General features: G+C 68.5%; 25 protein-coding genes. 13 read left to right on the forward strand and 12 right to left on the reverse strand.

What is annotated here, in order from left to right; translation table 11 throughout:
* The first annotated feature begins 1 nt into the window (after position 1).
* Both G6N46_RS03040 and G6N46_RS03045 read left to right on the forward strand, forming a co-directional pair.
* Positions 2-220 carry a hypothetical protein gene (locus G6N46_RS03040; protein WP_061001213.1) on the forward strand — a complete coding sequence of 73 codons (219 nt, stop codon included), beginning with the start codon at positions 2-4 and terminating at the stop codon, positions 218-220.
* A gap of 43 nt (positions 221-263) precedes the next feature.
* On the forward strand, positions 264-1556 hold the full coding sequence (locus tag G6N46_RS03045; protein ID WP_061010295.1) for a competence/damage-inducible protein A: 1293 nt from the start codon (positions 264-266) through the stop codon (positions 1554-1556).
* Between the two features lie 6 nt (positions 1557-1562).
* On the opposite strand, the gene G6N46_RS03050 is transcribed toward G6N46_RS03045, so the two are convergent.
* The 4 genes from G6N46_RS03050 to yaaA form a co-directional block, all read right to left on the reverse strand.
* Positions 1563-2483 (reverse strand): alpha/beta fold hydrolase, encoded by a 921-nt coding sequence (locus G6N46_RS03050; protein ID WP_061005543.1) that lies wholly within the window; start codon positions 2481-2483, stop codon positions 1563-1565.
* A gap of 42 nt (positions 2484-2525) precedes the next feature.
* Positions 2526-3947 (reverse strand): amidase, encoded by a 1422-nt coding sequence (locus tag G6N46_RS03055; protein WP_061005556.1) that lies wholly within the window; start codon positions 3945-3947, stop codon positions 2526-2528.
* An 8-nt stretch (positions 3948-3955) separates the two neighbouring features.
* Positions 3956-4927, reverse strand: a complete 972-nt coding sequence (locus tag G6N46_RS03060; RefSeq protein ID WP_061005542.1) for a TerC family protein — start codon at positions 4925-4927, stop codon at positions 3956-3958.
* A 151-nt stretch (positions 4928-5078) separates the two neighbouring features.
* Positions 5079-5825, reverse strand: coding sequence for a peroxide stress protein YaaA (gene yaaA / locus G6N46_RS03065; protein WP_061005541.1), 747 nt, complete (start codon positions 5823-5825; stop codon positions 5079-5081).
* A 181-nt stretch (positions 5826-6006) separates the two neighbouring features.
* On the opposite strand from yaaA, the gene G6N46_RS03070 reads away from it, so the two are divergent.
* Positions 6007-6228 carry a hypothetical protein gene (locus tag G6N46_RS03070; RefSeq protein WP_036420312.1) on the forward strand — a complete coding sequence of 74 codons (222 nt, stop codon included), beginning with the start codon at positions 6007-6009 and terminating at the stop codon, positions 6226-6228.
* A 6-nt stretch (positions 6229-6234) separates the two neighbouring features.
* Here the strand turns inward: G6N46_RS03070 and G6N46_RS03075 are convergent, their stop codons facing one another.
* Positions 6235-7386 carry an alkaline phosphatase family protein gene (locus G6N46_RS03075; protein WP_061010287.1) on the reverse strand — a complete coding sequence of 384 codons (1152 nt, stop codon included), beginning with the start codon at positions 7384-7386 and terminating at the stop codon, positions 6235-6237.
* Between the two features lie 128 nt (positions 7387-7514).
* A complete protein-coding gene (locus G6N46_RS03080) occupies positions 7515-7811 on the reverse strand; it encodes a hypothetical protein (protein ID WP_061005537.1) in 297 nt (98 codons plus the stop codon).
* A 192-nt stretch (positions 7812-8003) separates the two neighbouring features.
* On the opposite strand from G6N46_RS03080, the gene G6N46_RS03085 reads away from it, so the two are divergent.
* Positions 8004-9221: an acyltransferase family protein gene (locus G6N46_RS03085; protein WP_234880667.1), complete on the forward strand. Its 1218-nt coding sequence runs from the start codon at positions 8004-8006 to the stop codon at positions 9219-9221.
* Positions 9222-9260: 39 nt separating this feature from the next.
* On the forward strand, positions 9261-9950 hold the full coding sequence (locus G6N46_RS03090) for an Rv0518 family GDSL lipase (RefSeq protein WP_138249379.1): 690 nt from the start codon (positions 9261-9263) through the stop codon (positions 9948-9950).
* Here G6N46_RS03090 and G6N46_RS03095 read toward each other — a convergent pair.
* On the reverse strand, positions 9940-11019 hold the full coding sequence (locus tag G6N46_RS03095) for a diguanylate cyclase domain-containing protein (protein ID WP_135355761.1): 1080 nt from the start codon (positions 11017-11019) through the stop codon (positions 9940-9942). The genes G6N46_RS03090 and G6N46_RS03095 overlap by 11 nt on opposite strands.
* 352 nt (positions 11020-11371) lie before the next feature.
* Between G6N46_RS03095 and G6N46_RS03100 the strand changes: the two genes are divergently transcribed.
* From G6N46_RS03100 to G6N46_RS03115, 4 genes are all read left to right on the forward strand, one after another.
* Complete coding sequence (locus tag G6N46_RS03100) at positions 11372-11821, forward strand: Fur family transcriptional regulator (protein ID WP_061005531.1); 450 nt, start codon at positions 11372-11374, stop codon at positions 11819-11821.
* 101 nt (positions 11822-11922) lie between these two features.
* Positions 11923-14049, forward strand: coding sequence for a catalase/peroxidase HPI (gene katG, locus G6N46_RS03105; protein WP_234880666.1), 2127 nt, complete (start codon positions 11923-11925; stop codon positions 14047-14049).
* Between the two features lie 56 nt (positions 14050-14105).
* Positions 14106-14999, forward strand: coding sequence for a LysR family transcriptional regulator (locus G6N46_RS03110; RefSeq protein WP_138249378.1), 894 nt, complete (start codon positions 14106-14108; stop codon positions 14997-14999).
* 56 nt (positions 15000-15055) lie between these two features.
* Positions 15056-16255: an MFS transporter gene (locus G6N46_RS03115; RefSeq protein ID WP_163692567.1), complete on the forward strand. Its 1200-nt coding sequence runs from the start codon at positions 15056-15058 to the stop codon at positions 16253-16255.
* On the opposite strand, the gene G6N46_RS03120 is transcribed toward G6N46_RS03115, so the two are convergent.
* Positions 16252-16914 (reverse strand): MOSC domain-containing protein, encoded by a 663-nt coding sequence (locus tag G6N46_RS03120; RefSeq protein ID WP_138249377.1) that lies wholly within the window; start codon positions 16912-16914, stop codon positions 16252-16254. The genes G6N46_RS03115 and G6N46_RS03120 overlap by 4 nt on opposite strands.
* 232 nt (positions 16915-17146) lie before the next feature.
* On the opposite strand from G6N46_RS03120, the gene ripD reads away from it, so the two are divergent.
* The 3 genes from ripD to G6N46_RS03135 all read left to right on the forward strand — a co-directional run bounded on the left by ripD (position 17147) and on the right by G6N46_RS03135 (position 19805).
* Positions 17147-17827, forward strand: coding sequence for an NlpC/P60 family peptidoglycan-binding protein RipD (gene ripD / locus G6N46_RS03125; protein ID WP_061005523.1), 681 nt, complete (start codon positions 17147-17149; stop codon positions 17825-17827).
* Positions 17828-17885: 58 nt separating this feature from the next.
* Positions 17886-18380, forward strand: a complete 495-nt coding sequence (tpx, locus tag G6N46_RS03130) for a thiol peroxidase (protein WP_061005521.1) — start codon at positions 17886-17888, stop codon at positions 18378-18380.
* Positions 18381-18458: 78 nt separating this feature from the next.
* Positions 18459-19805 (forward strand): sensor histidine kinase, encoded by a 1347-nt coding sequence (locus tag G6N46_RS03135; protein WP_234785483.1) that lies wholly within the window; start codon positions 18459-18461, stop codon positions 19803-19805.
* 1 nt (position 19806) lies between these two features.
* On the opposite strand, the gene G6N46_RS03140 is transcribed toward G6N46_RS03135, so the two are convergent.
* Together G6N46_RS03140 and G6N46_RS03145 are read right to left on the reverse strand one after the other, a co-directional pair.
* Positions 19807-20073 (reverse strand): hypothetical protein, encoded by a 267-nt coding sequence (locus tag G6N46_RS03140; protein ID WP_138249376.1) that lies wholly within the window; start codon positions 20071-20073, stop codon positions 19807-19809.
* A 128-nt stretch (positions 20074-20201) separates the two neighbouring features.
* Positions 20202-20507 (reverse strand): hypothetical protein, encoded by a 306-nt coding sequence (locus G6N46_RS03145; protein ID WP_138249375.1) that lies wholly within the window; start codon positions 20505-20507, stop codon positions 20202-20204.
* Between the two features lie 165 nt (positions 20508-20672).
* Here G6N46_RS03145 and G6N46_RS03150 point away from each other — a divergent pair, with 165 nt between their 5' ends.
* Positions 20673-21524, forward strand: coding sequence for a DMT family transporter (locus G6N46_RS03150; protein WP_133427459.1), 852 nt, complete (start codon positions 20673-20675; stop codon positions 21522-21524).
* Here the strand turns inward: G6N46_RS03150 and aceA are convergent.
* Both aceA and G6N46_RS03160 read right to left on the reverse strand, forming a co-directional pair.
* Positions 21521-23797: an isocitrate lyase ICL2 gene (gene aceA, locus G6N46_RS03155; protein WP_064857639.1), complete on the reverse strand. Its 2277-nt coding sequence runs from the start codon at positions 23795-23797 to the stop codon at positions 21521-21523. The two genes, G6N46_RS03150 and aceA, sit on opposite strands and share 4 nt — an antisense overlap.
* 74 nt (positions 23798-23871) lie before the next feature.
* A complete protein-coding gene (locus G6N46_RS03160; protein ID WP_138249374.1) occupies positions 23872-24267 on the reverse strand; it encodes a tautomerase family protein in 396 nt (131 codons plus the stop codon).
* Positions 24268-24274 lie beyond the last annotated feature (7 nt).

Raw genomic sequence — 24274 nt, forward strand, 5'->3', positions numbered from 1 at the left:
GATGGCTGACGAACGTTCCGCACTGGCCGAGCGCACCGCCGCGAGCGGGTGGCAGCGCCACACGGACGACCGCGTCGACGTCTACCTGCGTGGCGCGTCCCGGGTGCGGGTCATCTGGCGCGGTGACGACGCGATCAGCGGCGGCACGCGCTTCCACGAAGACATCATGGAGAACTACACCCGCGAACTCGACACCGTGCGCGCCTGGCTGGCGGGCTGACTCAGTCCGCGGTGCCCGCCGGTAGCGCCGTACTGTGATCGCCATGGGCGTGCGTGCGGGCATCGTGGTGACCGGAACCGAAGTTCTCACCGGCCGGGTCCAGGACCTCAACGGTCCGTGGCTGGCGGATCGGCTGCTCGAACTCGGTGTGGAACTCGCGCACATCACCATCTGCGGTGACCGGCCCGAGGACATCGAGGCCCAACTGAATTTCCTTGCCGCACAAGGTGTCGACCTGATCGTCACCAGCGGTGGCCTCGGGCCGACGGCCGACGACATGACCGTCGCCGTCGTGGCCAAGTTCTGCGGCCGCGAGCTGGTGCTCGACGAGCCGCTCGAGGAGCGCATCGCCGAGATTCTGCGGTCCTTCATGGGCCGCTTCCCGGGCGCGGATTTCGAGGCGGTGCGGGCCGCCAACCGTAAGCAGGCACTGGTCCCCGCGGGCGACGGCGTCGAGATCCTCGACCCCGTCGGCACGGCGCCGGGCGTCGTGGTCACCCGGGCCGGCGGCGTGCCGACGGTGATCGTGCTCCCCGGGCCGCCCCGCGAGCTGCGGCCGATGTGGAGCCGCGCCATCGAGACGGCGACAGCGCAACGGGCGATCGCCGGCCGCACGGTCTACCGGCAGGACACCATCCGGATGTTCGGGCTGCCCGAGTCGGGGCTGGCCGAGACCCTGCGGGAAGCGGAAACGCTCGTCACCGGTTTCGCGGGGCTGGAGATCACGACGTGTCTGCGGCGCGGCGAGTTGGAGATCGTCACCCGCTACGAACCCGGCGCCGCCGAGAGCTACCGGCAACTGGCCGCGCTGCTGCGTGAGCGTCATCCGCACGACGTCTTCTCCGAGGACGGCGCACTGGTCGATGATCAAGTGGCGCAACTGCTTTCGGGTCGCACCATCGCAACGGCCGAGTCGTGCACGGCAGGGCTGCTGGCGGCGCGGCTGGCCGACCGGCCCGGCTCCTCGGCCTACCTGGCCGGTGGCGTGGTGTCGTACTCCAACGAGGCCAAGGCCGACCTGCTCGGCGTCGACCCCGCATTGATCGCAACCCACGGTGCGGTGTCCGAGCCGGTTGCCGAGGCCATGGCGGCCGGGGCGCTGCGGCGGTTCGGCGCCGACGTCGCCGTGGGCATCACCGGTATCGCCGGTCCCGGCGGCGGTAGCGACGAAAAGCCGGTCGGCACAGTGTGTTTCAGTGTCGGTCTGGCCGACGGCGCGTACCACACGCGGACCTTTCACCTGCCCGGCAACCGGGCCGACGTCCGGGAGCGGTCCACGACCGTCGCAATGCACATGCTGCGCCGCGTCCTCAGCGGTCAGCCCGCGACGGTCTGACCGCCTCTACTGCGCGGCCAGGTCGGCGGCGTCCCAGACCTCGAGAATCTTGGTCAGGATGTCCTCGGGCACACCGAGACCCGCGAGGTGACTCTCGCCCGGCAGCGTGTACATCTCGGCGTCGGCGATGCGCGCCACCGCGTGCTGGCCGTGGGCGTAGGGCACGATGTGGTCGGCATCGCCGTGCCACCAGCGCACCGGCACCTTGATGTCCTCGAGCCGGAAGCCCCAGTCACGGGCGAACACGACGATGTCGGCGAAAGGTGCGGCGAGCTGCTTGCGACTGCCGTTGAGCAGGTCGTCGAGGAACATCGCCTTGAACTCCGGGCGGCTCAGCAGGTTCCGGTCGCCGTCGGGGGAGATGCGGGCATACAGGTCCAGGGCGGGGGAGCCGAACGGCCCGATCAGTTTGATCAGTGAGCCGGCCACCCAGCGGATGGGGGTGTCGGCGACCTCGAGGATCGGCCGGACGACCTTGGCCAGCTCCATCAGCCCGCTGCTGATGCCGTCCTCGCCGATCAACGGCGCGACGCCGCCGAGCACCGCGGCCATCACCACCCGGTCGGGCATGGCGGCCGCGGTGGCCAGCGTGTAGGGACCGCCGCCGGACAGGCCGATCACCGCGAACCGGTTGATGCCGAGGGTGTCGGCGATGGTCCGCAGATCGTCGGTGAACCCGAGCACGTTCTCGTACTGATGCGGCGTCGAGGAACCGATGCCGGGGCGGTCGATGCCGATCAGCCGGATGTTCTTGCGGGCGGCGAAGCTGCGGGCCTCGGTCGGGATCTGCCGGCGCGCGCCGGGCGTCCCGTGCAGCCAGAACACCGCCCGTCCCTGCGGGTTCCCGAACTCGGCGAAACCGATCTGGCGGTCCTCGCCGACGGCGATGTTGCCTTCCAGCTTCGGGCGATCGATCGACATGACCATTCCCGAATTGTTGCACGCAGATTTCCGCCGCAGTGGTCGGCCTCAGGGGCGCGGGTAGTGGTCGGCCCAGGGTACGGCCTGCTCCAGCTGCCGGGCCAGTTGCAGCAGGATGGTCTCGTCCGGCGCCATCAGCTGGACGCCGATGGGCAGTCCGTCCGCGGTGCGGCCCAGCGGCAGGGAAATGGCGGCCCAGCCCGTCACGTTGGCCAGCGACGTCCAGCCGGTGGTGGCGAATTCGACGTCGAAGAATTCCCGGGTGCTGCCGCGGGGCTGATCGAGCAGGCCGTACGGCGGCGGTCCGGACAGCAGTGTCGGCACCAGCAGGACGTCGTGGCCGGCCATGCCGGCAGCGAACCGCCGGGTCTGGTCGTGGACGGCCGCGATGGCCTCGGCGTAGGCCAGGCCCGTGGTGGCGAATCCCTCGCGGATCATCATCCAGGTGCTCGGTTCGAACTCGTCCTCGCGGGGCGGGCGGCCCAGGTGCGCCGCGGCCAGCTCATGCAGTTGGACGTTGCTGACGCGGTGCAGCACCGCGACGGCGTCGGCGACAACGTCTGGATCGATGCTCGGCGCCGACGGCTCGACGTGGTGGCCCAGGCCCGCCAGCAGCGCGCCGGTGGCCTCGACGGCGGCGGCGACCTGCGGGTCGGTGCCCGGCCCCGGGAACGGCGAATCCACCGCGATGGCGATGCGTTGCGCCGCCGGGGCCTGCGCGATGGCGTCGAGGAACGGCTGGGCGGGCCGGGGAGCCGAGTACGGGTCGCCCGGTGCGCTACCGGTGACGGCATCGAGCAGCGCCGCGCAGTCGCGGACGGTGCGGGTGAGGGCATGCTCGTTGACCAGCCCCTCCAACCCGTGCCCGGCGCTCGGCGCGAACGAGGTACGGGCGCGGCGCGGTTTGAGGCCGACGACGCCGCAACACGATGCCGGCACCCGGATCGAGCCGGTGCCGTCGCCACCGGAGGCGGCGGGCACGATGCCGGCCGCGACGGCGGCGGCGGACCCTCCGCTCGACCCGCCGGGGGTGACCTCCGGTGACCACGGATTGACCGTCGGCCCGAACAGGGACGGTTCGGTGGTGCAGTGGTTGCCCCATTCCGGGGTGTTGGTCTTGCCGAAGATCACCAGCCCGGCGTCGAGATACCGCTGCACGATCCAGGCAGTCTGGTCGGCGACATGGCTGCGCAGCGCCCGTGACCCCATGGCCTCCGGGGCGCCGGCCAGCGACGCCCCGAGGTCCTTGAGCAGGAACGGCACCCCGGCCAGCGGTCCGGCCGTGCCGGTGCGCAGCGCGCCGGACTCATCGAGCCGGCGGGCCTGTTCGCGGCCGCGGTCGAACAGATCGGTGACCACGGCGTTGAGCGGGCGCGCCGATTCGAGCCGGGTGATCGCGGCTTCCAGCAGCTCGACGCTGCTCACCGCGCCGCTGGCCACCAGCTGCGCCTGCCCGACGGCATCGTCCATGCGATCGGTCACCCGGCCTTGCTGTCCACGCGGGTCTTCCACAGGCTCGCCACCGTCGTGATGACGAGCGTGACAATGATGACCGCCAGCGACAGCAGCGTGGGAATCTGCGGTACGTGCACGGGCTCGCCGCCGTTGATGAACGGCAGCGTGTTCTCGTGCAGCGCGTGCAGGACCAGCTTGACGCCGATGAACGCGAGGATGAAGGCCAGGCCCTGTGACAGGTAGACCAGCCGCTTGAGCATGTCGCCGAGCAGGAAGTACAGCTGGCGCAGACCCATCAGTGCGAAGACGTTGGCGGTGAACACGAGGTACGGCTCCTGCGTGAGGCCGTAGATCGCCGGGATCGAGTCGAGCGCGAACAGCAGGTCCGTGGTGCCCAGCGCGATGATGACGAGGATCATCGGGGTCAGCACCCGCTTGCCGTTCACCACGGTGTGCAGCTTGCTGCCGTCCCACTGGTCCGAGGCCTTGAGGTATTTGCGGGCGAACCGCACCATCGAGTTCTCGGCGTCGTCGTCGTGCTCGGTGTCGCGGGCCAGCTTGATCGCGGTGTACACCAGGAACGCGCCGAACAGGTAGAAGATCCACGAGAACTGCGAAATGGCAACGGCGCCAAGGGCAATGAAGATGCCGCGGAAGATCAGCGCCAGGATGATGCCTATCAGCAGCACCTCCTGCTGCAGGACCCGCGGCACCTTGAAGCTGGCCATGATGATCAGGAAGATGAACAGGTTGTCGACCGACAGGCTGTATTCGGTGAGCCAGCCCGCGAAGTACTCGACGCCGTATTCGCCGCCGTGGAACTGCCATACCCAGATGCCGAAGGCGACGGCGAGGCCGATGTAGAGCGCCAGGTAGCCGGCGGTTTCGCGGTTGGTGGGTTCATGTGGGCGGCGGCCGATCACCACCACGTCGAAGAGCAGTACGGCGATCGTCACCCCGAGGGTGATGGACCATTCCAGTGTTGAAACATTCATATGAGGGTGCCTCCGGGCGTCAGAAAACGACCGAGGTCTCTACCACCGCCGAAGCGGCCCGCGGCACCGGCTGCCCGACATTGCGCAACGTGATGACGACACCGCGGCGAAGGAATACTCCCCTCGAGAACCATTATCGCAGACGCCGGCGTCACGCCGTGACCAGGACGGTCAACTGCGCCCCGTCGCGCTCGACGCGCATGCCGGCGCGGCGCGCGACGGCGGCGACGGCAGCGGCGTCGTCCGGCTCGGCGCGGCTGCCGGCCAGCGCCCGGGCCAACCGGCCCTTGTGCGCCTTGTTGAAGTGGCTGACGACGGTGCGCCGCCCGTCGGGGTGTTCGGTGTAGACGTCGACGGTCACCGCGCCGGGAATCTTGCCGAGCGCCTCGTACGAGCCGGACCGCAGATCGACGATCAGCTCCTGTTGCTGGAATTGCGCCAGCACGGGTTCCAGGACCGGCTTCCACCGGCTGGCGAGAGTGCCGCCGGCGGGCAGTTTCGACGCCGCCGAAAGCCGGTACGCCGGAATCGGGTCGTCGGCGCGCAGCAGCCCGAACAGGGCCGACCCGACGGCGAGCCGAGCGCGAGCGCGGGTCGCGGTGGCGCCGCGCAGCGAGCCGATGTCGAGGGCGTCGTACAGCACCCCGGTGTAGCGGTCGATGGCCGGCATCGTCGGGGCGCTGCGCAGTTCGGCGTTGCGCTGGATCTCGGAGTCCTGTGACGCGGAGATGGCGAGGGCCTTGCGGCTGGCCTCCGGGCTGGCTGCGAGCTCGACGAGTTCATCGACCAATGCCGCGCGCAGTGGCGTGAGTTCGGGCACACTGAGCGCGCCGAGCCGCAGCGGCGCTCCGTCTCCACCTGGGCGCTTGGTCTCAGAGGGCGGCAGCAGCACGATCACGGCGAAGACGGTAGCCGACGCTGCTTGGTACGACGCGTACCATCTAGCTGTCAATCGTAGGTGTTTGCTTTGCCGCTGTGGTCGAGGTGGCCTAAAGTTCGGTACCTACTGACGTCGGGGCAGAGGTCGGTGGGCCGAGGTTCGTACCTGCGGTGATGACCAGGGAAATGCTGGGGTGGTTATGGGTAGGAACGCCAAGTTCGCCGTTGACATGCGGGTTCGCGTCAACCGTGGCGACGCCAAAGACGTGCGTGGGGTGATCGTCGAGGACTACGGCGATCATGCGGGCTATTCGGTCGATGTCGGTGAGGACCATATTGTCGACGCGGCACGCCGCTGGGCCGTCCTGCTGGACAGTGGCACTCTCGTTTTCGCCGACGACGCCCATCTGAAGCCGGAGTAATTCCGGTCATCCGGAAGCGATGAGCAGCGGGACCAGCTGCTCGGCATCTGTCCACGACCCGTGCTGCCCGATCAGGGCAGATTCCAGCGGCTCGACCGTCCGACGTACCAGCCCGGCGTTGTCCCGGGCCGCGGCCACCACATCGCCGATGCGGCTGCGCGCCGCGTCACTGACCCGCGCGCCGAACCAGCCCTCTTCGATGGCCTGCTCCCGGGTACGAACCCAGGCCCTGGCGCCCAACGTTTCTCGCCACCCGCCGGCGACCGCATCGGCCGCCCCGTCGGAGACGTAGACGTGCCGTGCGCGCGCCTCCCCGGCGACGGCGACGACGCCGTCCAGCAGCTCGGGACGCGCATCGATGTCGACGACGTCGGCCTCGTCGAGGTTGACCATGCCGTGGTCGGCGACGACCGCCAGCAGGCCACCGGCCGGCAGGGCTTCGACGATCGATTCCACCAGCCGGTCCACCTGCCGCAACTGCATGCGCCACGCCGTCGACCCCGCGCCGTACAGATGGCCGAGCATGTCCAGGTCGGCGTGGTAGCCGTAACAGAAGCCGCGGCCGGCGATGGCCTGCTGCACCCGGGCCGCGAGGTCGCCGAGGCGATGCACCCCGACGTACCGGCCGCCGCGCAGCACCGCGCGGGTCAGCCCGGAATTGGTGAATTCGGCGCCCGAGATGATGCTCACCGCCACGCCGGCGGCAGTGGCCTGACCGAACGTGGTCGGTAGCGGTTGGACTTCCTCCGGCACCAGCGCGTCGCGCAGATCGGCGCCGAACGGATGCGGCGTCCAGCGCAGCGCGTTCACCACACCGTGGTCGGGAATCCGGAACGAGTAGCCGACCATGCCGTGTTCGCCCGAGCGCCGGCCGGTGCCCACCGCTGCCAGTCCGGCTGCGGTGGTGGCGGGATAGCCGACGCGCAGGTTCCGGTTGCGAAGTCCGGCCAGTACCGGCGCGTCGTCGGCGTAAGTGTCGAGCAACTGCGCGCCGAGCCCGTCGATCAGCAGGACGCACGCGCCCCGGACGTCGCCGGGCAGGTCGATGGGACGGTGCACCCCGTCGCGTTGGGCTCCGGTCACACCCATCGCGGCCAGTACGGCCGGCACCACGTCGGCCAGATGCGGCGCGTCGGGCCGCGGGCTCGGGACATCCATGGCCGCGAGCTTAGGGATTTCCGGCGCGAAGTAAATGCAATTACCGCCATCGGCACCGAGGGTGAATTCCTATTCGGCGCCGTGAATAGGAGAAACGCAATTATCTCGCGCCGCGAGCAAATGCGTCGTCAGCCGCCCCAGCCGCGGGAGCCGTCCCAGCCGCCGCACAATCCATTGATGCAACCGTGCCCGAATCCACCGGTGACGGGGTTCCAGCCGCCGCAGCCCTGCCAGTTCGCGCCGTCGCCGCAGCCACCGCCGCCGCCCTGGCCATCGGGTCCGCCGTAGCCGTTGTCGGCCACCACGGTCCGGTCCGCGCCGATGCTCCCCGAGAGGGTCATCGCTGCGGCCGGAGCGGCAACTATCGCTGCTGTGGCGGCCACCGCGGCGACCGCCGATGTCGTGAATTTCCGCCTAATTAGCATGTCTACAGAATGCTCTCGAGCGGCCGAATATTCCAGTCCCCGGCGCTCTTCTATTGTTTTCTGTGAGCAGAGTTACTGCCGGGCGCACCATTCTGTAGGAAAGAGAATTCCGGCGCTCGGCAGTGCCGTCCAAGAAAGTCACAGGTTTCCCGTCGGGACCTGGGTCGTCGCCGCTGTTACCCTTTTCCCGTCATGAGTGTTGTGCCGAGCGGTGAAATCAAGGCACTGTCCGGCCTGCGCATCGTCGCTGCAGTGTGGGTGGTGCTGTTCCACTTCCGTCCGCTGTTGAAGCAGGCGTCACCGCCCCTGAGCGACGCACTCGCCCCGATCCTCGACTGCGGCGCGCAGGGCGTCGATCTGTTCTTCATCCTCAGCGGCTTCGTCCTCACCTGGAACTACCTCGAGCGCATGGGACCGGCGTGGTCGACGCGGGCGACGCTGCATTTCCTGTGGCTCCGCCTGGCCCGGGTCTGGCCCGTCTACCTGGTCACCATGCATATCGCCGTGGCGTGGATCATCTTCACGCTCAACGTCGGTGACTTCCCGTCGGCGGAAGCCGCCACCCTCACCGGCCCCAACTACCTGCGCCAGCTGTTCCTGGTCCAGCTGTGGGTGGTGCCGTTCTTCGACAACTCCAGCTGGGACGGCCCGGCGTGGTCGATCAGCGCGGAATGGCTGGCCTACCTGCTGTTCGGGCTGCTGGTCATCGTGCTGTTCCGGGTGGCCCGGGCCAGCCGCGCGCGCACGCTGCTGTGGCTGGCCTTCGGCGTGACGCTGCCGCCGCTGCTGTTCCTGGCCGCCACGGGCGAGTTCTACACACCGTGGAGCTGGCTGCCGCGCATCGTACTGCAGTTCACCGCGGGTGCGCTGGCGTGTGCTGCCGTGCGCAAGCTGAACCTGACCGATCGGGGCCGGACCATCGCCGGCGTGCTGTCGGTGGTGCTGCTGGCCCTCATCGTGGGTCTCGTGTACTGGTTCGACGCCCATCCGATCCCGACCATCCGCGATGACTTCGGGCTCGTCGACGTCTTCTTCCTGCCGCTCGTGGTGGCTCTGTCGGTCGGCACCGGAACCTTGCCCGCGCTGCTGTCGACCCGTGTCATGGTCTACGGCGGCAAGGTGTCGTTCAGCCTGTACATGGTCCACGAGCTGGTGCACCAGGGCTGGAACTGGGCCGCGGCGCAGTACTGCATCGACATGCTGCCGAGCTGGGGCACCAAATTCATCGTGCTGGCGCTGCTGGCCGGCTCGTTCGCCGGTGCGGTGGTGCTGTTCCACTACGTGGAAGAGCCGGCGCGGCACTGGATGCGGCGCATGGTCGGGCCGGCAGATGACTCGAAAGCTGTTGTAACACAACGTAAACTCCAGGCGATATCTGACGACGAAGAGCCCGCCGAACGCGCAGGCTGACCGCAGTACGTCGTAGTTCCAACTCATCATGGGAGACCAGTGCGCCATCTGACCGCCTTGTTGCTGACCGCTGCGCTGTGGGCAGTGTCCGTGGTGGGCGCGCCCGGTGCCGCACACGCATACCGGTACGTGCGCCCGGGGATGCCGCCCGAACGCGTGGCGGTGATCAGCGACTCGTACACCAACGGCACCAACTTCGGCGGCCAGGGCCCCCGGAGCTGGACGGCGCAGGCGGGTCGCAACCTCGATGCCTGGGGTGCCCCGATCACGGCCGACGTCGCTGCCGAGGGCCGGGCCGGTTACGTCGTGCGCGGCGACCACGGCAGCATCTTCCTGGACCTGACCAGGCGCGCCGTGCGTCCGGACGACGCCCTCGTGGTGTTCTTCGGTTCCCGCAACGACCAGGGCGTCGACCTCGTGCAGCTGTCGGGGATGGCGCACGACGCCTTCGCCCAGGCGCGGGCGACGGCGCCCGGCGCCAAGCTGCTGGTGATCGGGCCGCCATGGCCGACGGCCGACGTGCCGCCGGCGGTGCTGCAGATCCGCGATGTGCTCGGCATGCAGGCCGGGATGGCCGGTGCGACGTTCGTCGACCCGATCGCCGAGCGCTGGTTCGTCGATCGTCCGGACCTGATCGCGCCGGACGGCGTCCACCCGACCGACGCCGGACACGACTACCTCGCGGGCCTCATCGCGCCGCGCATCCGGTCCGAGCTGCCTACTCGCTGATCGGCAGGTCGTCCCGCACGTCGTAGCGGACGTCGTTGCCGCCGTCCTCCCGGGCGCGTTCCATCGCCTCTTCGGCCACGGCGAGCAGCGCGTCGATGACGATCTCGGGCGGGTGCACCGTCAGCGGGGCCAGCGGGGTGCACACCACGCCGATGCTCGCCGTCACGCGGGACGGGGTGGACTTCATGGCGCCTTGCACGCGGTCGATCAGCGGCGACGCGTCGGGGGTCGTGAAGGTGTCCGCGACGATGAACTCGCTGTCGGAGATGTGCGCGGCGATGGCGTTGCGGCGCACCGTCTCCCGTAGCGCCTGGCTGACGTCGATGCGGGCCCGGTTGGCGCGCCGCTGGCCGGACATCGAGGACAACAGCGGGAAGCTGTCGATGCTGACCACGGCGAGCACCATGTGCCGGTCGTCCTGCCGGTTGCGGGCGGCGAGCAGGTTCGCGGCGCGCGAGTACAGGCCGTCGGTGTTGAGCAGCCCGGTCAGCGGTTCGATCTCGCTGTGGTGGATGTCGGTCGAGCTGAGCCCGATGGCCACGCGGCACGTGAAGAACACGAAGGCGTTGAGCAGAGCGATGATCAGGACGGCACACGCGGCCAACGCCGGGTCGTGCAACCCGACCCGGAATCCCAGGTATCCCAGCGTCAGTCCACCGAGGAGCCATGGACCGGCGAGCATGCTGGGGCGGTGCAGGAACGCGACATAACCGCTGGAGAAGATGAACGCGCTGGTCGCCAGCAGCCCGAGCACCGGATCCGTCATGATCAGGCAGGCCGCGCTCATCGGGACCGCGCCCAGGGTCACCGAGATCGCGGAGAACTGCTGCGACGGCCACGAATGACGCAGCCAGACGGCGCCGACGCCGAGCGCGCAGACCCCGATGATGGCGGCGATCGCCTGGCGCACCGGGCCGTGCGGGCCCGCGGGGCTGAGCATCAGGACGGCGGGAACCATGCCGAGCACCGCGTTGAGCGCGGCGATCACCCGACAGGTTCTGGTCTGCAGTCCGCGGACGGCGAGCAGTGAGGTGAGCCAGTAATAGTGATTTTGTCCGGCAGCGGTCATGCGGGTACCCGGCGGTCTCCCGCGTCAGCCGGCCGGCGAACCGGGTGGCCTGTCACGCTGCGTTGCATATGCAGCAGATTAACAATCGCGTGACTCGGTTTCGGTGGCCGTCGGCAAACTCTGCGCATACGTTCAGCCTCAGGCACTGCCGCCCTCGGCGAACTGGGCAGTGTGATTCGCCGGTTCGGGCGATTTCCCTGCGGGCGCGCGGCGGGTCGCCTAAAGTGTCTGCGGAACAACGGCTTTGACCTCTGCGAATGGCAGTTGGCGCCGGTTCCCCGTCGCGAATCAGCGTGACAGACATCACTGTCAAGTCTTGACTCAGTCCAAAAAAGCGCGTAGAAGTGAACACGTGACGACCGACTACACGGAGCAGCTGCGTTCCGCAGATCTCCGTGTGACGCGGCCCCGCCTCGCAGTCCTCGAGGTGGTGGCGGGCCGTCCGCACGCCGACACCGAAAGCGTCTTCGACGCGGTTCGCGCGATCCTGCCCGACGTCTCCCGCCAGGCGGTGTACGACGTGCTGGCCGCGCTGACCACCGCCGGGCTGATCCGCCGCATCCAGCCCTCGGGGTCGGTGGCCCGGTACGAAACCCGGGTGGGGGACAACCACCACCACGTCGTGTGCCGCTCCTGCGGCGCCATCGCCGACATCGACTGTGCCACCGGGGAAGCGCCCTGCCTGACCCCGTCGGACACCCACGGCGTGCTCGACGGTTTCGTCGTCGACGAGGCCGAGGTCATCTACTGGGGCGTGTGCCCCGACTGTGCCGCGGCAACAGCTTCGCGATCACATCCGTGATCGCGGCCGATTCACCACCCTCGAAAGGAAGTGCAGTGCCTGAGGAAACTCACCCTCCGATCGGAGAAGCACAGACCGAGCCCGCCGAAAGCGGTTGCCCGATGCGCATCAAGCCGCCTGTCGAGGGTGGTAGCAACCGGGACTGGTGGCCCAACGCCGTCAACCTGAAGATTTTGCAGAAGAACCCGCCGGCCATCGACCCGACGGACGAGGGCTACGACTACCGCGAGGCCGTCAAGACCCTCGACTTCGATGCTTTCCAGCGTGACTTCGATGAGCTGCTGACCAACTCCCAGGAGTGGTGGCCCGCCGACTTCGGCCACTACGGTCCGCTGTTCGTCCGGATGTCGTGGCACGCCGCCGGTACCTACCGCGTGGAGGACGGCCGCGGTGGCGGCGGTCGCGGTATGCAGCGCTTCGCCCCGCTGAACAGCTGGCCCGACAACGTCAGCCTGGACAAGGCCCGTCGTCTGCTGTGGCCGTTGAAGAAGAAGTACGGCAAGAAGATCTCGTGGTCGGACCTCATCGTCTACGCGGGTAACCGCGCCATGGAGCACATGGGCTTCAAGACCGCCGGCTTCGCGTTCGGCCGCCCGGACTTCTGGGAGCCAGAGGAGGACATCTACTGGGGCTCCGAGCACGAGTGGCTGGGTTCGCAGGACCGCTACGCCGGTACCGACCGCACCAAGCTGGAGAACCCGCTGGCCGCCAGCCACATGGGCCTGATCTACGTCAATCCCGAAGGCCCGGAAGGCAATCCGGACTACCTGGCCGCCGCCATCGACATCCGCGAAACTTTCGGCCGGATGGCGATGAACGACATCGAGACCGCGGCCCTGATCGTCGGTGGCCACACGTTCGGCAAGACCCACGGCGCCACCGACATCGAGAACGGCGTCGAGCCCGAGGCTGCCCCGCTCGAGCAGATGGGTCTGGGCTGGGCCAACCCCGGCGTCGGCAACGAGGCCGTCAGCAGTGGCCTCGAGGTCACCTGGACCCACACCCCGACCAAGTGGGACAACTCGTTCCTGGAGATCCTCTACGGCAACGAGTGGGAGCTGACGAAGAGCCCGCAGGGTGCCAACCAGTGGAAGCCCAAGGACGGCGGCTGGGCCAACTCGGTCCCCATGGCACAGGGCACCGGCAAGACGCACCCGTCGATGCTGACCACAGACCTGTCGATGCGGTTCGACCCGATCTACGGCGAGATCACCCGCCGCTGGCTGGATCATCCGGAGGAGCTGGCCGAGGAATACGCGAAGGCGTGGTTCAAGCTGCTGCACCGCGACATGGGTCCGGTGGTGCGCTACCTCGGACCGCTGGTGCCGAAGCAGACGTGGCTGTGGCAGGACGTCATCCCGGCCGGTAAGCCGCTGTCCGAGGCCGACGTCGCCACCCTCAAGACCGCGATCGCCGAGTCGGGTCTGTCGGTGCAGCAGCTGGTCAACACCGCATGGAAGGCGGCGGCCTCGTACCGCTCGAGCGACATGCGTGGTGGCGCCAACGGCGGCCGCATCCGGCTGCAGCCGCAGCTCGGCTGGGAGGTCAACGAGCCCGACGAGCTGGCTCAGGTGATCCGCAAGCTCGAGGAGATCCAGCAGGCGTCCCCGACCGGTGTGTCGTTCGCCGATCTGGTGGTCCTCGGCGGTGTCGTCGGCCTCGAAAAGGCCATCAAGGACGCCGGTTTCGACGTCACGGTGCCGTTCACCTCGGGTCGCGGTGACGCCAGCCAGGATCAGACCGACGTCGAGTCGTTCGCCTACCTGGAGCCCAAGGGCGACGGTTTCCGGAACTTCGTCGGCAAGGGCGACACCCTGCCGTCCGAGTACCGGCTGATCGACCGCGCCAACCTGCTGGGGCTGTCGGGTCCGGAGCTCACCGTCCTCATCGGCGGTCTGCGGGTCCTGGGTGCCAACCACGGCGGTTCGGACCTCGGCGTGTTGACGCAGAACGTCGGTCACCTGACCAACGACTTCTTCGTCAACCTGCTCGACATGTCCACCAAGTGGGCCCCGTCGCCGGCCGATGACGGCACCTACGTCGGCACCGACCGCAGCAGTGGCGCGCCGAAGTGGACCGCCAGCCGCGTCGACCTGCTGTTCGGCTCGAACTCGCAGCTGCGGGCCCTGGCCGAGGTGTACGCCGAGGACGACAACAAGGAGAAGTTCGTGAAGGACTTCGTCGCGGCGTGGGCCAAGGTGATGGACGCCGACCGGTTCGACATCTAGTCAGCACCTGACTCGGTACCCCGTGGGCCTTCGGGCTCACGGGGTACTGTGCTTTCGTGCTCCTCGACGAACTCCGCTGGTTCGTCGTCCTGGCCGAGACCGAGCACGTCACGAGTGCCGCCGCCGAACTGGGTGTCGCGCAACCGACGCTGTCGCGAGCCCTCGCACGGCTGGAAAACCAGGTCGGCACCCCGCTTTTCGACCGCATCGGCCGCCGGCTGCGCCTGAACGGGTACGGGCAGATCATGCTCGAACATGCCCGCCGCGGCATCGCCGAGATGGATGCGGCGCAGGTCCGGATCGACGCACTGCTCGATCCGGACAGCGGCCTGGTCCGACTGGCTTTTCTGCATTCGACCGCGAATTGGTTTGTCCCGGACGTGCTTCGGCAGTTCCGGGCGCTGGCTCCGGCGGTGCGCTTCGAGCTGTTCCAGGGCGCCGCGCACGATATCGCGGAGCGGCTGCGCACCGGACAGGCCGATGTCGCGATCACTTCGCCGCGGCCGACGCAGGTGCCGTGTACGTGGCGGGTGCTCTACGTCGAACGGTTGTGCCTGGCGGTGCCCGCCGACCACCGCTTGGCGGGCCGCGCCCGGATCCGCCTGAGCGAGGTGGCTGACGAGACCTTCATCGCACTCGGAGCGGATTTCGGGCTCCGCCAGCTGACGGACCAGGTGTGGGCCGAGAGCGGCATCACGCCCGAGATCGCGTTCGAGGCCATGGAGATTCCGACGATGGAAGGCCTGGTGGCGGCGGGCTTCGGGGTCGCCGTGGTGCCGGTGCCGCGGCCCGGTCGCGGTGCTCCCTCGGTGATCTACATCCCATTGTCCGACACCCGGGTCAAGCGTGAGATCGGCATGGCGTGGGTGAAGGGGCACGAATTGTCGCCTGCCGCAGCACGATTCGCCGAGGTGGTGAGCGCCACCGCCTCTGATGCGCGAAATGTATGAACAAACCTCGATTAATGTATTGGACACATCAACGGCGGGCTTCCTAGCCTGCCCACGTGACTGTTGAAGCGCCCGTCTGGACCGGCCATGTGCGCGGCTCCACGGACTACCGCCGACTGCTCGGTGCGCTGTTCTGTGCCGGTGTGGCGACGTTCGCGCAGCTGTACTCGCCGCAGGCCGTCCTGCCGCTGATCGCCCGCACCCTCAACACCGGCGCGGCGTCGTCGGCGCTCATGGTGTCTGCGTCGACCATCGGTCTGGCCGTCGGGGTCATCGGGTGGTCGACGCTGGCCGACCGCATCGGCCGGGTGCCCGCGATGTCCTACTCAGTTTGTGTCGCAACAGGTTTGGCGCTCCTGGTGCCGTTCGCGCCGACATTCCAGCTGTTGCTGGCCGGACGATTCGCCGAAGGCCTGGCGCTCGGGGGAGTGCCGGCCATCGCGGTGGCCTACCTGACCGAGGAGATCGAAGCCGGCCACGCCGCGCGGGCCGCGGGCACCTACGTCGCCGGCACCACCATCGGCGGCCTGCTCGGCCGACTGGTGGCGGCGCCGGTGGCCGAGTTCACCGACTGGCGGTGGGCGATGTTCGTCGTCGGATTGCTCTGCAGCGCAGCGGCTGTAGGGTTCATGCGGCTGGCTCCCGAGCCTCAGGGGTTCGTTCCGGCCGCCGAGGAGACCGAGGGCTCGCTGGCGCACCGGTTGGCCGCCAACCTGCGCAACCCCCGGCAGTTGGTGCTCTACCTGCAGGCCTTCCTGCTCATGGGCGGGTTCGTCGCGATGTACAACTTCCTCGGCTTCCGGTTGAGCGCGGCACCATTCGGCCTGCCACAGACCGTTGTCAGCCTGGTGTTCGTCGCGTACCTGGCGGGTACCTGGGCATCGGCGTGGGCCGGGGCCGCGGCCAGCCGGTACGGCCGGCGCCCGGTGCTACTGGGCAGCGTCGCGGTGATGGGTATCGGCGTGGTGATCACCTTGAGTCACAACCTGTTTGCCGTCCTCGCCGGTCTGCTGGTCGCCACCGCCGGGTTCTTCGGCGCGCATGCCACCGCATCGGGCTGGACCGGCCAGTTGGCCACCGTGGGCAAGGCGCAGGCCGGCTCGCTGTACAACCTGGCGTACTACGCCGGTTCGAGTGTCATCGGATGGGTCGGCGGTATCGCCTTCGACGCCGCCGGCTGGACGGCCGTGGCTGCCGTCATCGTGGGACTGGAGATCGTCGCCGGGCTTGCGGCGGCTGCCGTCCTGCGGGACTAGTGCTGGTGCACCCGCTGGTGAACCCGGTCCTTGATCGCCTCCGGCAACGCGTCGGCCGGAAGCAACCGCGGCAGCAGGTCCGGCTCGAGCGTCATGGCCCGGAACACCAGGGCGACGGTGACGTCGTGCGCCGGACGCGAGACCACCGTGATCGGTGCGCCGGCCCGGAGCACGCCGGGCGTCACGACCCGCAGATACGCGCCGGGTAGGGCCTCCTTGGTGAAAGTCTTGACCCAGCCGCGGATTTCGAGCCACTCGGCAAAAGTGCGGCACGGGATGCGGGGCCGGCTCACTTCCAGGAGCGGGCCGCCATCGCCGATCTGCCAGCGTTCACCGATGAGGGCGTGGTTCACGCCGAGCCCCGTTGTGGTGAGGTTCTCGCCGAACGAGCCGTTGGCCAGCTCGCGGTCGAGGCGCACCTGCCAGTCGTCGAGGTCTTCGCGCGCGTAGGCGTACACCGCCTGGTCGTCACCGCCGTGGAACTGCTGATCGCCGATCGTGTCGCCGACCAGACCGCTGCCGAGGCCACCGTGCATGGGCCCGGGCGCACGGACCGGCACCGGCTGGGACGTCGGCCGCTTGTCGATTCCGGTGGACAGCTGATCCTTGTCGGGGCTGGGTCGGGGGACCGCCACATTCACTGTCAGGATCGCTGCCATGGGCGCAAGCCTAGAGGCGCCGCGCCACCAGATCCGTCGCGCCCGGTTACCTTTCGATCACATTTTCGATAAAGATCGCGCGCTGACCTGCATTTATGAGGGATAAGGCGCGCGCGTGGGGTTAAAGTGACGTTAGTGAAATTTGTGACGAGAGGGACCTCCGGGGACACGACCCCTGCGTAGACCACGCGGCGTCGTGCGTCCCGGTGGCGCACGACGAGAGGCAGCCGAAATGCGACGGATGATTGTGACGCTGGCGAGCGCAGCACTGCTGGCGACGCCCATGGCGGTGGCGGCCCCGCTGGCATCGGCGCCCCTCGCGTCCGCCGACACCACCTGGACCGGCGGCACCCACCGACAGGCCATCGACTTCGTCATCCAGCGCGCGCTGTCGCAGCGCGGGGTGCCGTTCGTCTACGGCGGCGGCAACGCCAATGGCCCGAGCCTGCCTCCGGCCAGCGTCACGACCGCGGCCGCCCCGGTCGCCCAGCCGGCGCCTCAGGTCGGCCTGCAGCCGATGGGCGTCACGCAGCCGGCGGCGGCGCCGCAGACCAACGCACTCATCCCCGGCCTGTCGGGTCTGTTCGGCCAGTCGCCCACGGCGAGCGCCATCACGCCGGCGCCGACCACGCCGGGCTTCGATGCCTCGGGCCTGGTCCAGTACGCGTTCGCCGGCGTCGGCATCAAGCTGCCCCGGTCGTCGGGCGAGCAGTACAAGGTCGGTCGCAAGATCACGGCGGACCAAGCCCTCCCCGGTGACCTGCTGTTCTACGGCCCGGCCGGCTCGCAGAGTGTCGCGCTGTTCGTCGGCAACGGCCAGATGATCGAAGGCACCGAGCCGTCCGTGTCGCTGACCCAGGTGCGCACCAACGGCATGGACCCGTACCTGAGCCGCATCATCGAGTGGCAGTAGCGGGTGCAGCAGCACCCCCGCGCTGCGGGCGTGACGCAGTCTTGACAGACTGTCGGGTATGGCACAGATAACCCTGCGTGGAAACCCCATCAACACCGTCGGTGACCTGCCCGCTGTCGGCTCCCCGGCTCCTGCGTTCGCCTTGACCGGAGCCGACCTGGGGCCGGTGACCAACGAGCAGTTCAGCGGTAAGTCGGTGGTGCTCAACATCTTTCCGTCGGTCGACACCCCGGTGTGTGCCACCAGCGTGCGGACCTTCAACGAGCGGGTCTCGGCCGACGGCGCCACCGTCGTGAACGTGTCCAAGGATCTGCCGTTCGCCCAGAAGCGCTTCTGCGGCGCCGAGGACATCGAGAACGTCTCCACCGCCTCGGCGTTCCGCGACAGCTTTGGTGAGGACTACGGCGTGACCATCGCCGACGGACCCATGGCCGGTCTGCTCGCGCGCGCCATCGTCGTGATCGGCGCCGACGGCAACGTCGCGTACACCGAACTGGTGCCCGAGATCGCCCAGGAACCCGACTACGACGCGGCGCTGGCTGCCGCCAAGTAATACCGGCTCTTCGACGGACGGGGTGGGTGCCACGGGCACGCGCCCCGTCCGTGTTTTTGCATCGGGCATGATGACCTGGTGCAGCTGCGATTACCGATACCGGCTTTGTCGTTGCGAGTGATCGTCGTTGTCGCCGCGTTGTCGGTGGTCGCGACGGTGCTGATCATCGGGACCTGGGTGTGGATCGGTGTCACCAACGACCAGTACAGCCAACTCGATCGCCGGCTGGACTCGCTGAGCAGTCTGCCGGACGTCAACACCCTGCTGAGCATCGCCAGGCAGAGCCCCACCGGCACGCCGCAGTCCGAGGGCTCACTCGTGCAGACCGTCCGCATCGGCGCCGCCACGGTCTCGATGCCTGCGGACATCGTGCTGCCGCAGTTCGACGCCGGCTATGCCAACACCACGATCAACGGCGTCGAATACCGGGTCCGCACCGTGACCACGGGATCGGCGTCGATCGCGCTCGGCGCGCCACTGGCCGAGGCGCAACGGCAGATCCGCACGCTGCACATCCGCATCCTGGCCATCTGCAGCGGCGTCATCCTCGGCACGTTCCTGGTCGGCGGCTCGATGTGGTTCGTGATGATCAACCCGTTCCGGAAACTCGCGCAGCAGGCCCGGCAGATCAACGCGCAGTCGAAGCCCGAAGAGGTCCACGTGCGGGGCGTCTCGGAGGCCGTGGAGATCGCCGAGGCCGTCGAGGGCATGCTGGCCCGCATCGGTGAGGAGCAGGAACGCACCAAGGCCGCGCTGGAGTCGGCCCGTGACTTCGCATCGGTGGCATCGCACGAATTGCGCACGCCGTTGACCGCGATGCGCACCAACCTCGAGGTGCTGTCCACGCTGGATCTCGAGGCGGAGCAGCGCGCCGAAGTGATCGGTGACGTCATGCGTACCCAGAGCCGCATCGAGGCGACGCTGACGGCACTGGAACGGCTCGCCCAGGGCGAGCTGACCACCGCCGACGACCTGGTGCCCGTCGACATCACCGAGTTGCTCGACCGGGCCGCTCACGATGCGGTGCGGGTGTACCCCGACCTCAACGTCGCCCTGGTGCCGTCCCCGACGGTGCTGATGCTGGGGCTGCCCGTCGGGCTCCGGCTGGTCGTCGACAACGCGATCGCCAACGCCGTCAAACACGGTGGCGCGACCAGGGTGCAGCTGTCCGCGGTCAGCTCGCACGACGGGGTGCAGATCGCCATCGACGACAATGGCACCGGCGTACCGGAACACGAACGTGACGCGGTGTTCCACCGTTTCGCGCGCGGATCCACCGCGTCACATTCAGGTTCCGGCCTCGGTCTCGCCTTGGTCGCGCAGCAGGCCGAACTGCACGGTGGCACAGCGTCTTTGACGCAGAGTCCACTCGGCGGTGCCCGGCTGCTGCTGGAGCTGCCGGCGCCGCGCCCGCACTCGGACTGAGCTAGATGCAGGCGGCGAAGATGCAGAATCCGCCGTCAGGTTCCCAGCCGCCGTTCCAGGTGCCCGGCGGGTTCCAGCCCCAGGCCGGCGGCGGTGGTGGCGGACCCCAGCCGGGTCCCGGACCGTTCCAGCCGGGCCCGTGACCCCAGCGGGCCGGGACCGGTGCCGTGCCGGTGTCGGCAGCGGCGGTACCGGCGCCCAGCCCGAGGGTTCCGGCAGCGACGCCGCCGGCGACGGCCAGGCCAACAATGAGCTTTATCGATTTCATAGCTATCCCATTCCTCGACTCAGGTGAACCCGCGGCAGTCGCGGGGTCACTGTTTCTCGGTCTGTAACCACTATCGTTAGCTAAGCTATGTATGGCCTGTGCCCGCCTTAGGCATCACCTTTCGGTGTCTAGATGCAGGCACCGAACAGACACACACCGCCGTCCGGCTCCCAGCCGCCGTTCCAGGTGCCGGGCGGGTTTCCATCCGGCGGTGGTGGCGGTCCCCAGTCGTGGTCGCGTGGTGGCGGTCCCCAGTCGTGGTCGCGTGGTGGCGGTCCCCAGTGGTGGTCCGGCGGCGGAGGTCCCCAGCCGGGGCCGGGCGGCGGCGGTGGCGGACCCCAGTCGGCGCTGGCGACACCGGTGCCCAGCGTCACGAGGCCGGCGCCGAGGCTGCCGGCGATTGCCAAGCCGGCAATCATCTTGGTGAGTTTCATGATCGATCGTCTCCGTTCGTGGCGGACTGTCCGACCATGGAACGGCAGCAGGTTGTGGATCAGCTGTGCCTGACGTAAGTGGCAGGTCCCGGTTTGGCATCGTGCCGCTCCCTACAATTGGCCGATGCCTGCCAATCCCCGGTCCGCCCGAGTCGGAGCCGCGCAATGCTGATCGGCGTCATCGCGGCGTTGGTCGCCTGCTTCAGCTACGGCACGGCGTCGGTTCTGCAGTCCCGTGCCGCACGACAGGAAGGCGAGGCCGCCGTCGCCGCTCCGACCTTCCGCTCGACGATGTCAGCGATCCTGGCGCCCCTGTTCCTCGCCGGCATGCTCCTGGACGGGCTGGGATTCCTCGGCAGTCTCGTGTCGGCGCGGCTGATCCCGCTGTTCCTGTCGCAGACGATCATGAGCGCCAATCTCGCGGTGACCGCCGTCTTGAGTGTGCTGGTGCTCGGGGTGCGCCTGCGCACGCGCGACTGGACCGCCATCGCGATAGTCCTTGCCGCACTGTGTGTCCTCGGTTTCAGCGCCGGTGAACTCGGCACCGAGGTACCGGGCAGGCACATGCACTGGAGCGTCCTGGCGGCCGCGGTGCTCATCTTCGTCTTCGGGGTGGTGCTCGTCCGGGTGCTCGGCACGAAGGCTGCGGTGCCGGCCGGCTTGATCGCCGGGATCCTGTACGGCGCCATGGCTGTTGCAGTGCGAATCGCGCACGGGCTGGACCCGTTCCAGTGGCATGCGCTGGTCTCCGACCCGGCGGCGTGGGCGGTGCTGGTCGCCGGCGGCGGTGGCTTCTACCTGTTCACCGTCGCGCTGCAGATCGGCTCGGTGAACGGGGTGGCCGCCGCACTCGTCATGGGGGAGACGGTGATCCCCGGAGTGGTCGGCGTCCTGCTCCTGGGTGATGTGGCCAAGCCCGGCCTCGGGTGGCTGGTCGGGGTTGCCTTCGCCACCGCGGTCGCGGGTGCGGTCGCGATCGCGATCTTCGGTGCGGCAGAACAGGAACCGGCGGTCTAGTCCTCCTTGCGGATCAAGCGGCCGAGAGCCTCGCGGTCCGGTGCCAGCAGTTCGTCGATCCGTGCCTTGTTCACGTCGGCGACGATGATCTCACCGACCTCCTGGTAGACGTTGCTGAACAGGCCGTGCGACTTCATCTTCTCGGTCTGGTAGATGTTGTCCTCGGTCGGCGTCACGTAGTAGACGATCTCCGACTTGAACCGGTGGATCAGCCAGACGTGGATCAGATCCATCAGCCGCTTCTGCCGCAGCTTCTCGGCGAAGGTGTTCTGGTCGCGCACCGTGAGGATGTTGCGGCCGTACCGGTCCTTGATCGGGTCGACGACGACGTTCGCCAGTGGCTCGTCACCGCTGCCGTAGATGCCCAGATCCAGGACGTCGGAACCGGCGCGACGGGGACGCAGCTGCACGTGCAACTTCTCGCCGATCTGGTAGTGATCACTCCACATGGCCAGCCACTCTTCGAGGAGCTTCTTGGGCACCTCGGTCTGGACCAGGTGCTGATGCTGCGTGGAGCCGGCACCCATCGCCTTGGTGGTCGCGGTCCGGCCCGACGACGCGGCCAGCGCGGCATCGCTGCGCGGCCCGCCGACGAGGGTTTGCGGTGTGCGGTAGGGAGATTCGACGAGCCGCATCTTCCGTTGCAGACGGGCCAGCGCCAGCATGCCCTCCTGGCGCAGGGATGTCGCGAACTCCTCGCACGCGACACCGTCCACCTGGTGGCCGCCGTAGGTGATGAAGTTGAAGACGAACCCCATCTTGCCGAGTTCCTCTGGGAATGCCCGCATCTCGTCGTCGGTCATGCCCGTGGTGTCCCAGTTGAACGACGGCGACAGGTTGTACGCCAGCATCTGGTCGGGGAATTCGGCATGGATGGCCTCCGCGAATTCCCGGGCGTCGGCCAGGTCCGCGGTCTTGGTCTCCATCCACAGGATGTCCGCGAAGGGCGCGGCCGCAAGGGATTTCGCGATCGCGTACGGGATGCCGCCGCGCACCTGGTAATAGCCCTCGGGGGTCTTGGCGAGCTCACAATCCCATGCCACGTCGGCACCGAGTTCGCGGGCCTTCTCACGCGCCGCGTACAGCGAGGCGCGGGCCGCGAACTTGCGCCACTCCTCGGGGCTCACCGTGGTGGCCTCGCCCTCCTTGGCGCGGAACTGCAGTACTTCGGCCACCGCCTCGCAGTAGGTGTTGAGCCCCGAATCCGCCTGCCACGCTTCGACGAACTTCGACTCGACCTTGTCGAAAACCGAGTCGACGGACTGCCCGGAATTCTGGTCCCAGGACGCGGCCGCCTCGTCGATGAGGCCCGCGATGCCATGGCTGTCCAGCCACGCCTCCGCGGTGGCGTACTGCCCTTCGGGCAACGCGTAGAGCAGGTGTCCGCGTAGGTCGGTGACGCCCTTGTCGTGGAAGCGGCGCACCATCGCCAGGAAACACGACTTGTAGGACGGGATGTTGAGGTTGGTGGCGCCCAGCAGGAACGGCTGATCACGCTCGTCGGCTGCGCTGTCGATGAGGTTGGCGGCCTCGGCGTCGGTGCGCGCCACGATGATTCCCGGCACGCCCATCATGTCGAGCTGGAAGCGCGCGGTGTTGAGGCGCTTGAGCTGTTCGTCCGACGGCACCAGCACCTTGCCGCCCTGGTGGCCGCACTTCTTGGTGCCGGGCCGCTGGTCCTCGATGTGGTAACCGGGGACGCCCGACTCGACGAAACGGCGAATCAGGTTGCGTACGTGGGCATCTCCACCGTGGCCGGTGTCGGCGTCGGCGATGATGAACGGCCGGTAGTCGATAGCCGGGGTGGCGGCCCGCTGTTCCTCGGTCATCTGCAGCCGCAGGTACTGCTGGTTGCGGTCCGCGGTCAGCAGGGCACGCACCAGGCCGGCGGCCTCGTCGGGCACCTGACTCAGCGGGTAGCTCGCCAGGTCGGGCCCGGGGTCCTCGCTGATGGAGCCCTTGGCCGAGGTGGCCCAGCCACCGAGGTAGATGCCTTCGATGCCGATCCGCTTCATCACCACGGCCTGGCCGGGGGAGTACGGCCCGAACGTCGTGATGCTCTTCTTCTGCGCGAACAGTTCGCGCAGCCGCGGGTAGAACGCCTCGGCGGCCTGCCGGGCCACCGGGTAGTCGGACGGGATGGTGCCGCGCTGTTCGACGACCTGACGCGCGGTGTAGAGCCGCGTGATGCCGTCGAAACGGGGGCTGTCGAAATACTCCTGCACGTCGGCGACGTTCTGCTCGAAAGACGTCGCAACTGCTTCGAGAGTCATGGACTGCTCCTTGCTGAGCTTGTTTCCGATGAGCTCTCCGAGCCTATCGCCGCGGGGCGGCCGTGAATACGCGATCAGACATTCACATCGAACCCGAGGCCGACGTCGCAGGCGGCCTGCCCGCCCCGGATGCCCCAGTTCTCCAGCGCGCTCTCGCGCAGCAGGATCGTGATGTGGTCGGCCGGAATGTCGAAGGCGGCCAGGCCGCGCACGATCTGTCGGTACAGCTCGCGCTTGGCAGCCACCGACCGGCCGGCGAAACAGTCGATGGTCACCAGGGTGTACCGCTCGGGGTGCGCGAGATGCGGCGCGTGCGAAACCCGGTGCGGCTCATGGGCCACCAGCCGGACGTGTTTGTCGCCGACCGGGATCCGGAACGCGGCTACCAGCGCACCGTGGACGGCGTCGATGAGCGCGACCTCGTCAGACTGGCTGTACCGGCGTCGGACCTCGATCAGGGAACTCGGCATGGCGCTG

The organism is Mycolicibacterium phocaicum, from assembly GCF_010731115.1.
Classification (GTDB): Bacteria; Actinomycetota; Actinomycetes; order Mycobacteriales; family Mycobacteriaceae; genus Mycobacterium; species Mycobacterium phocaicum.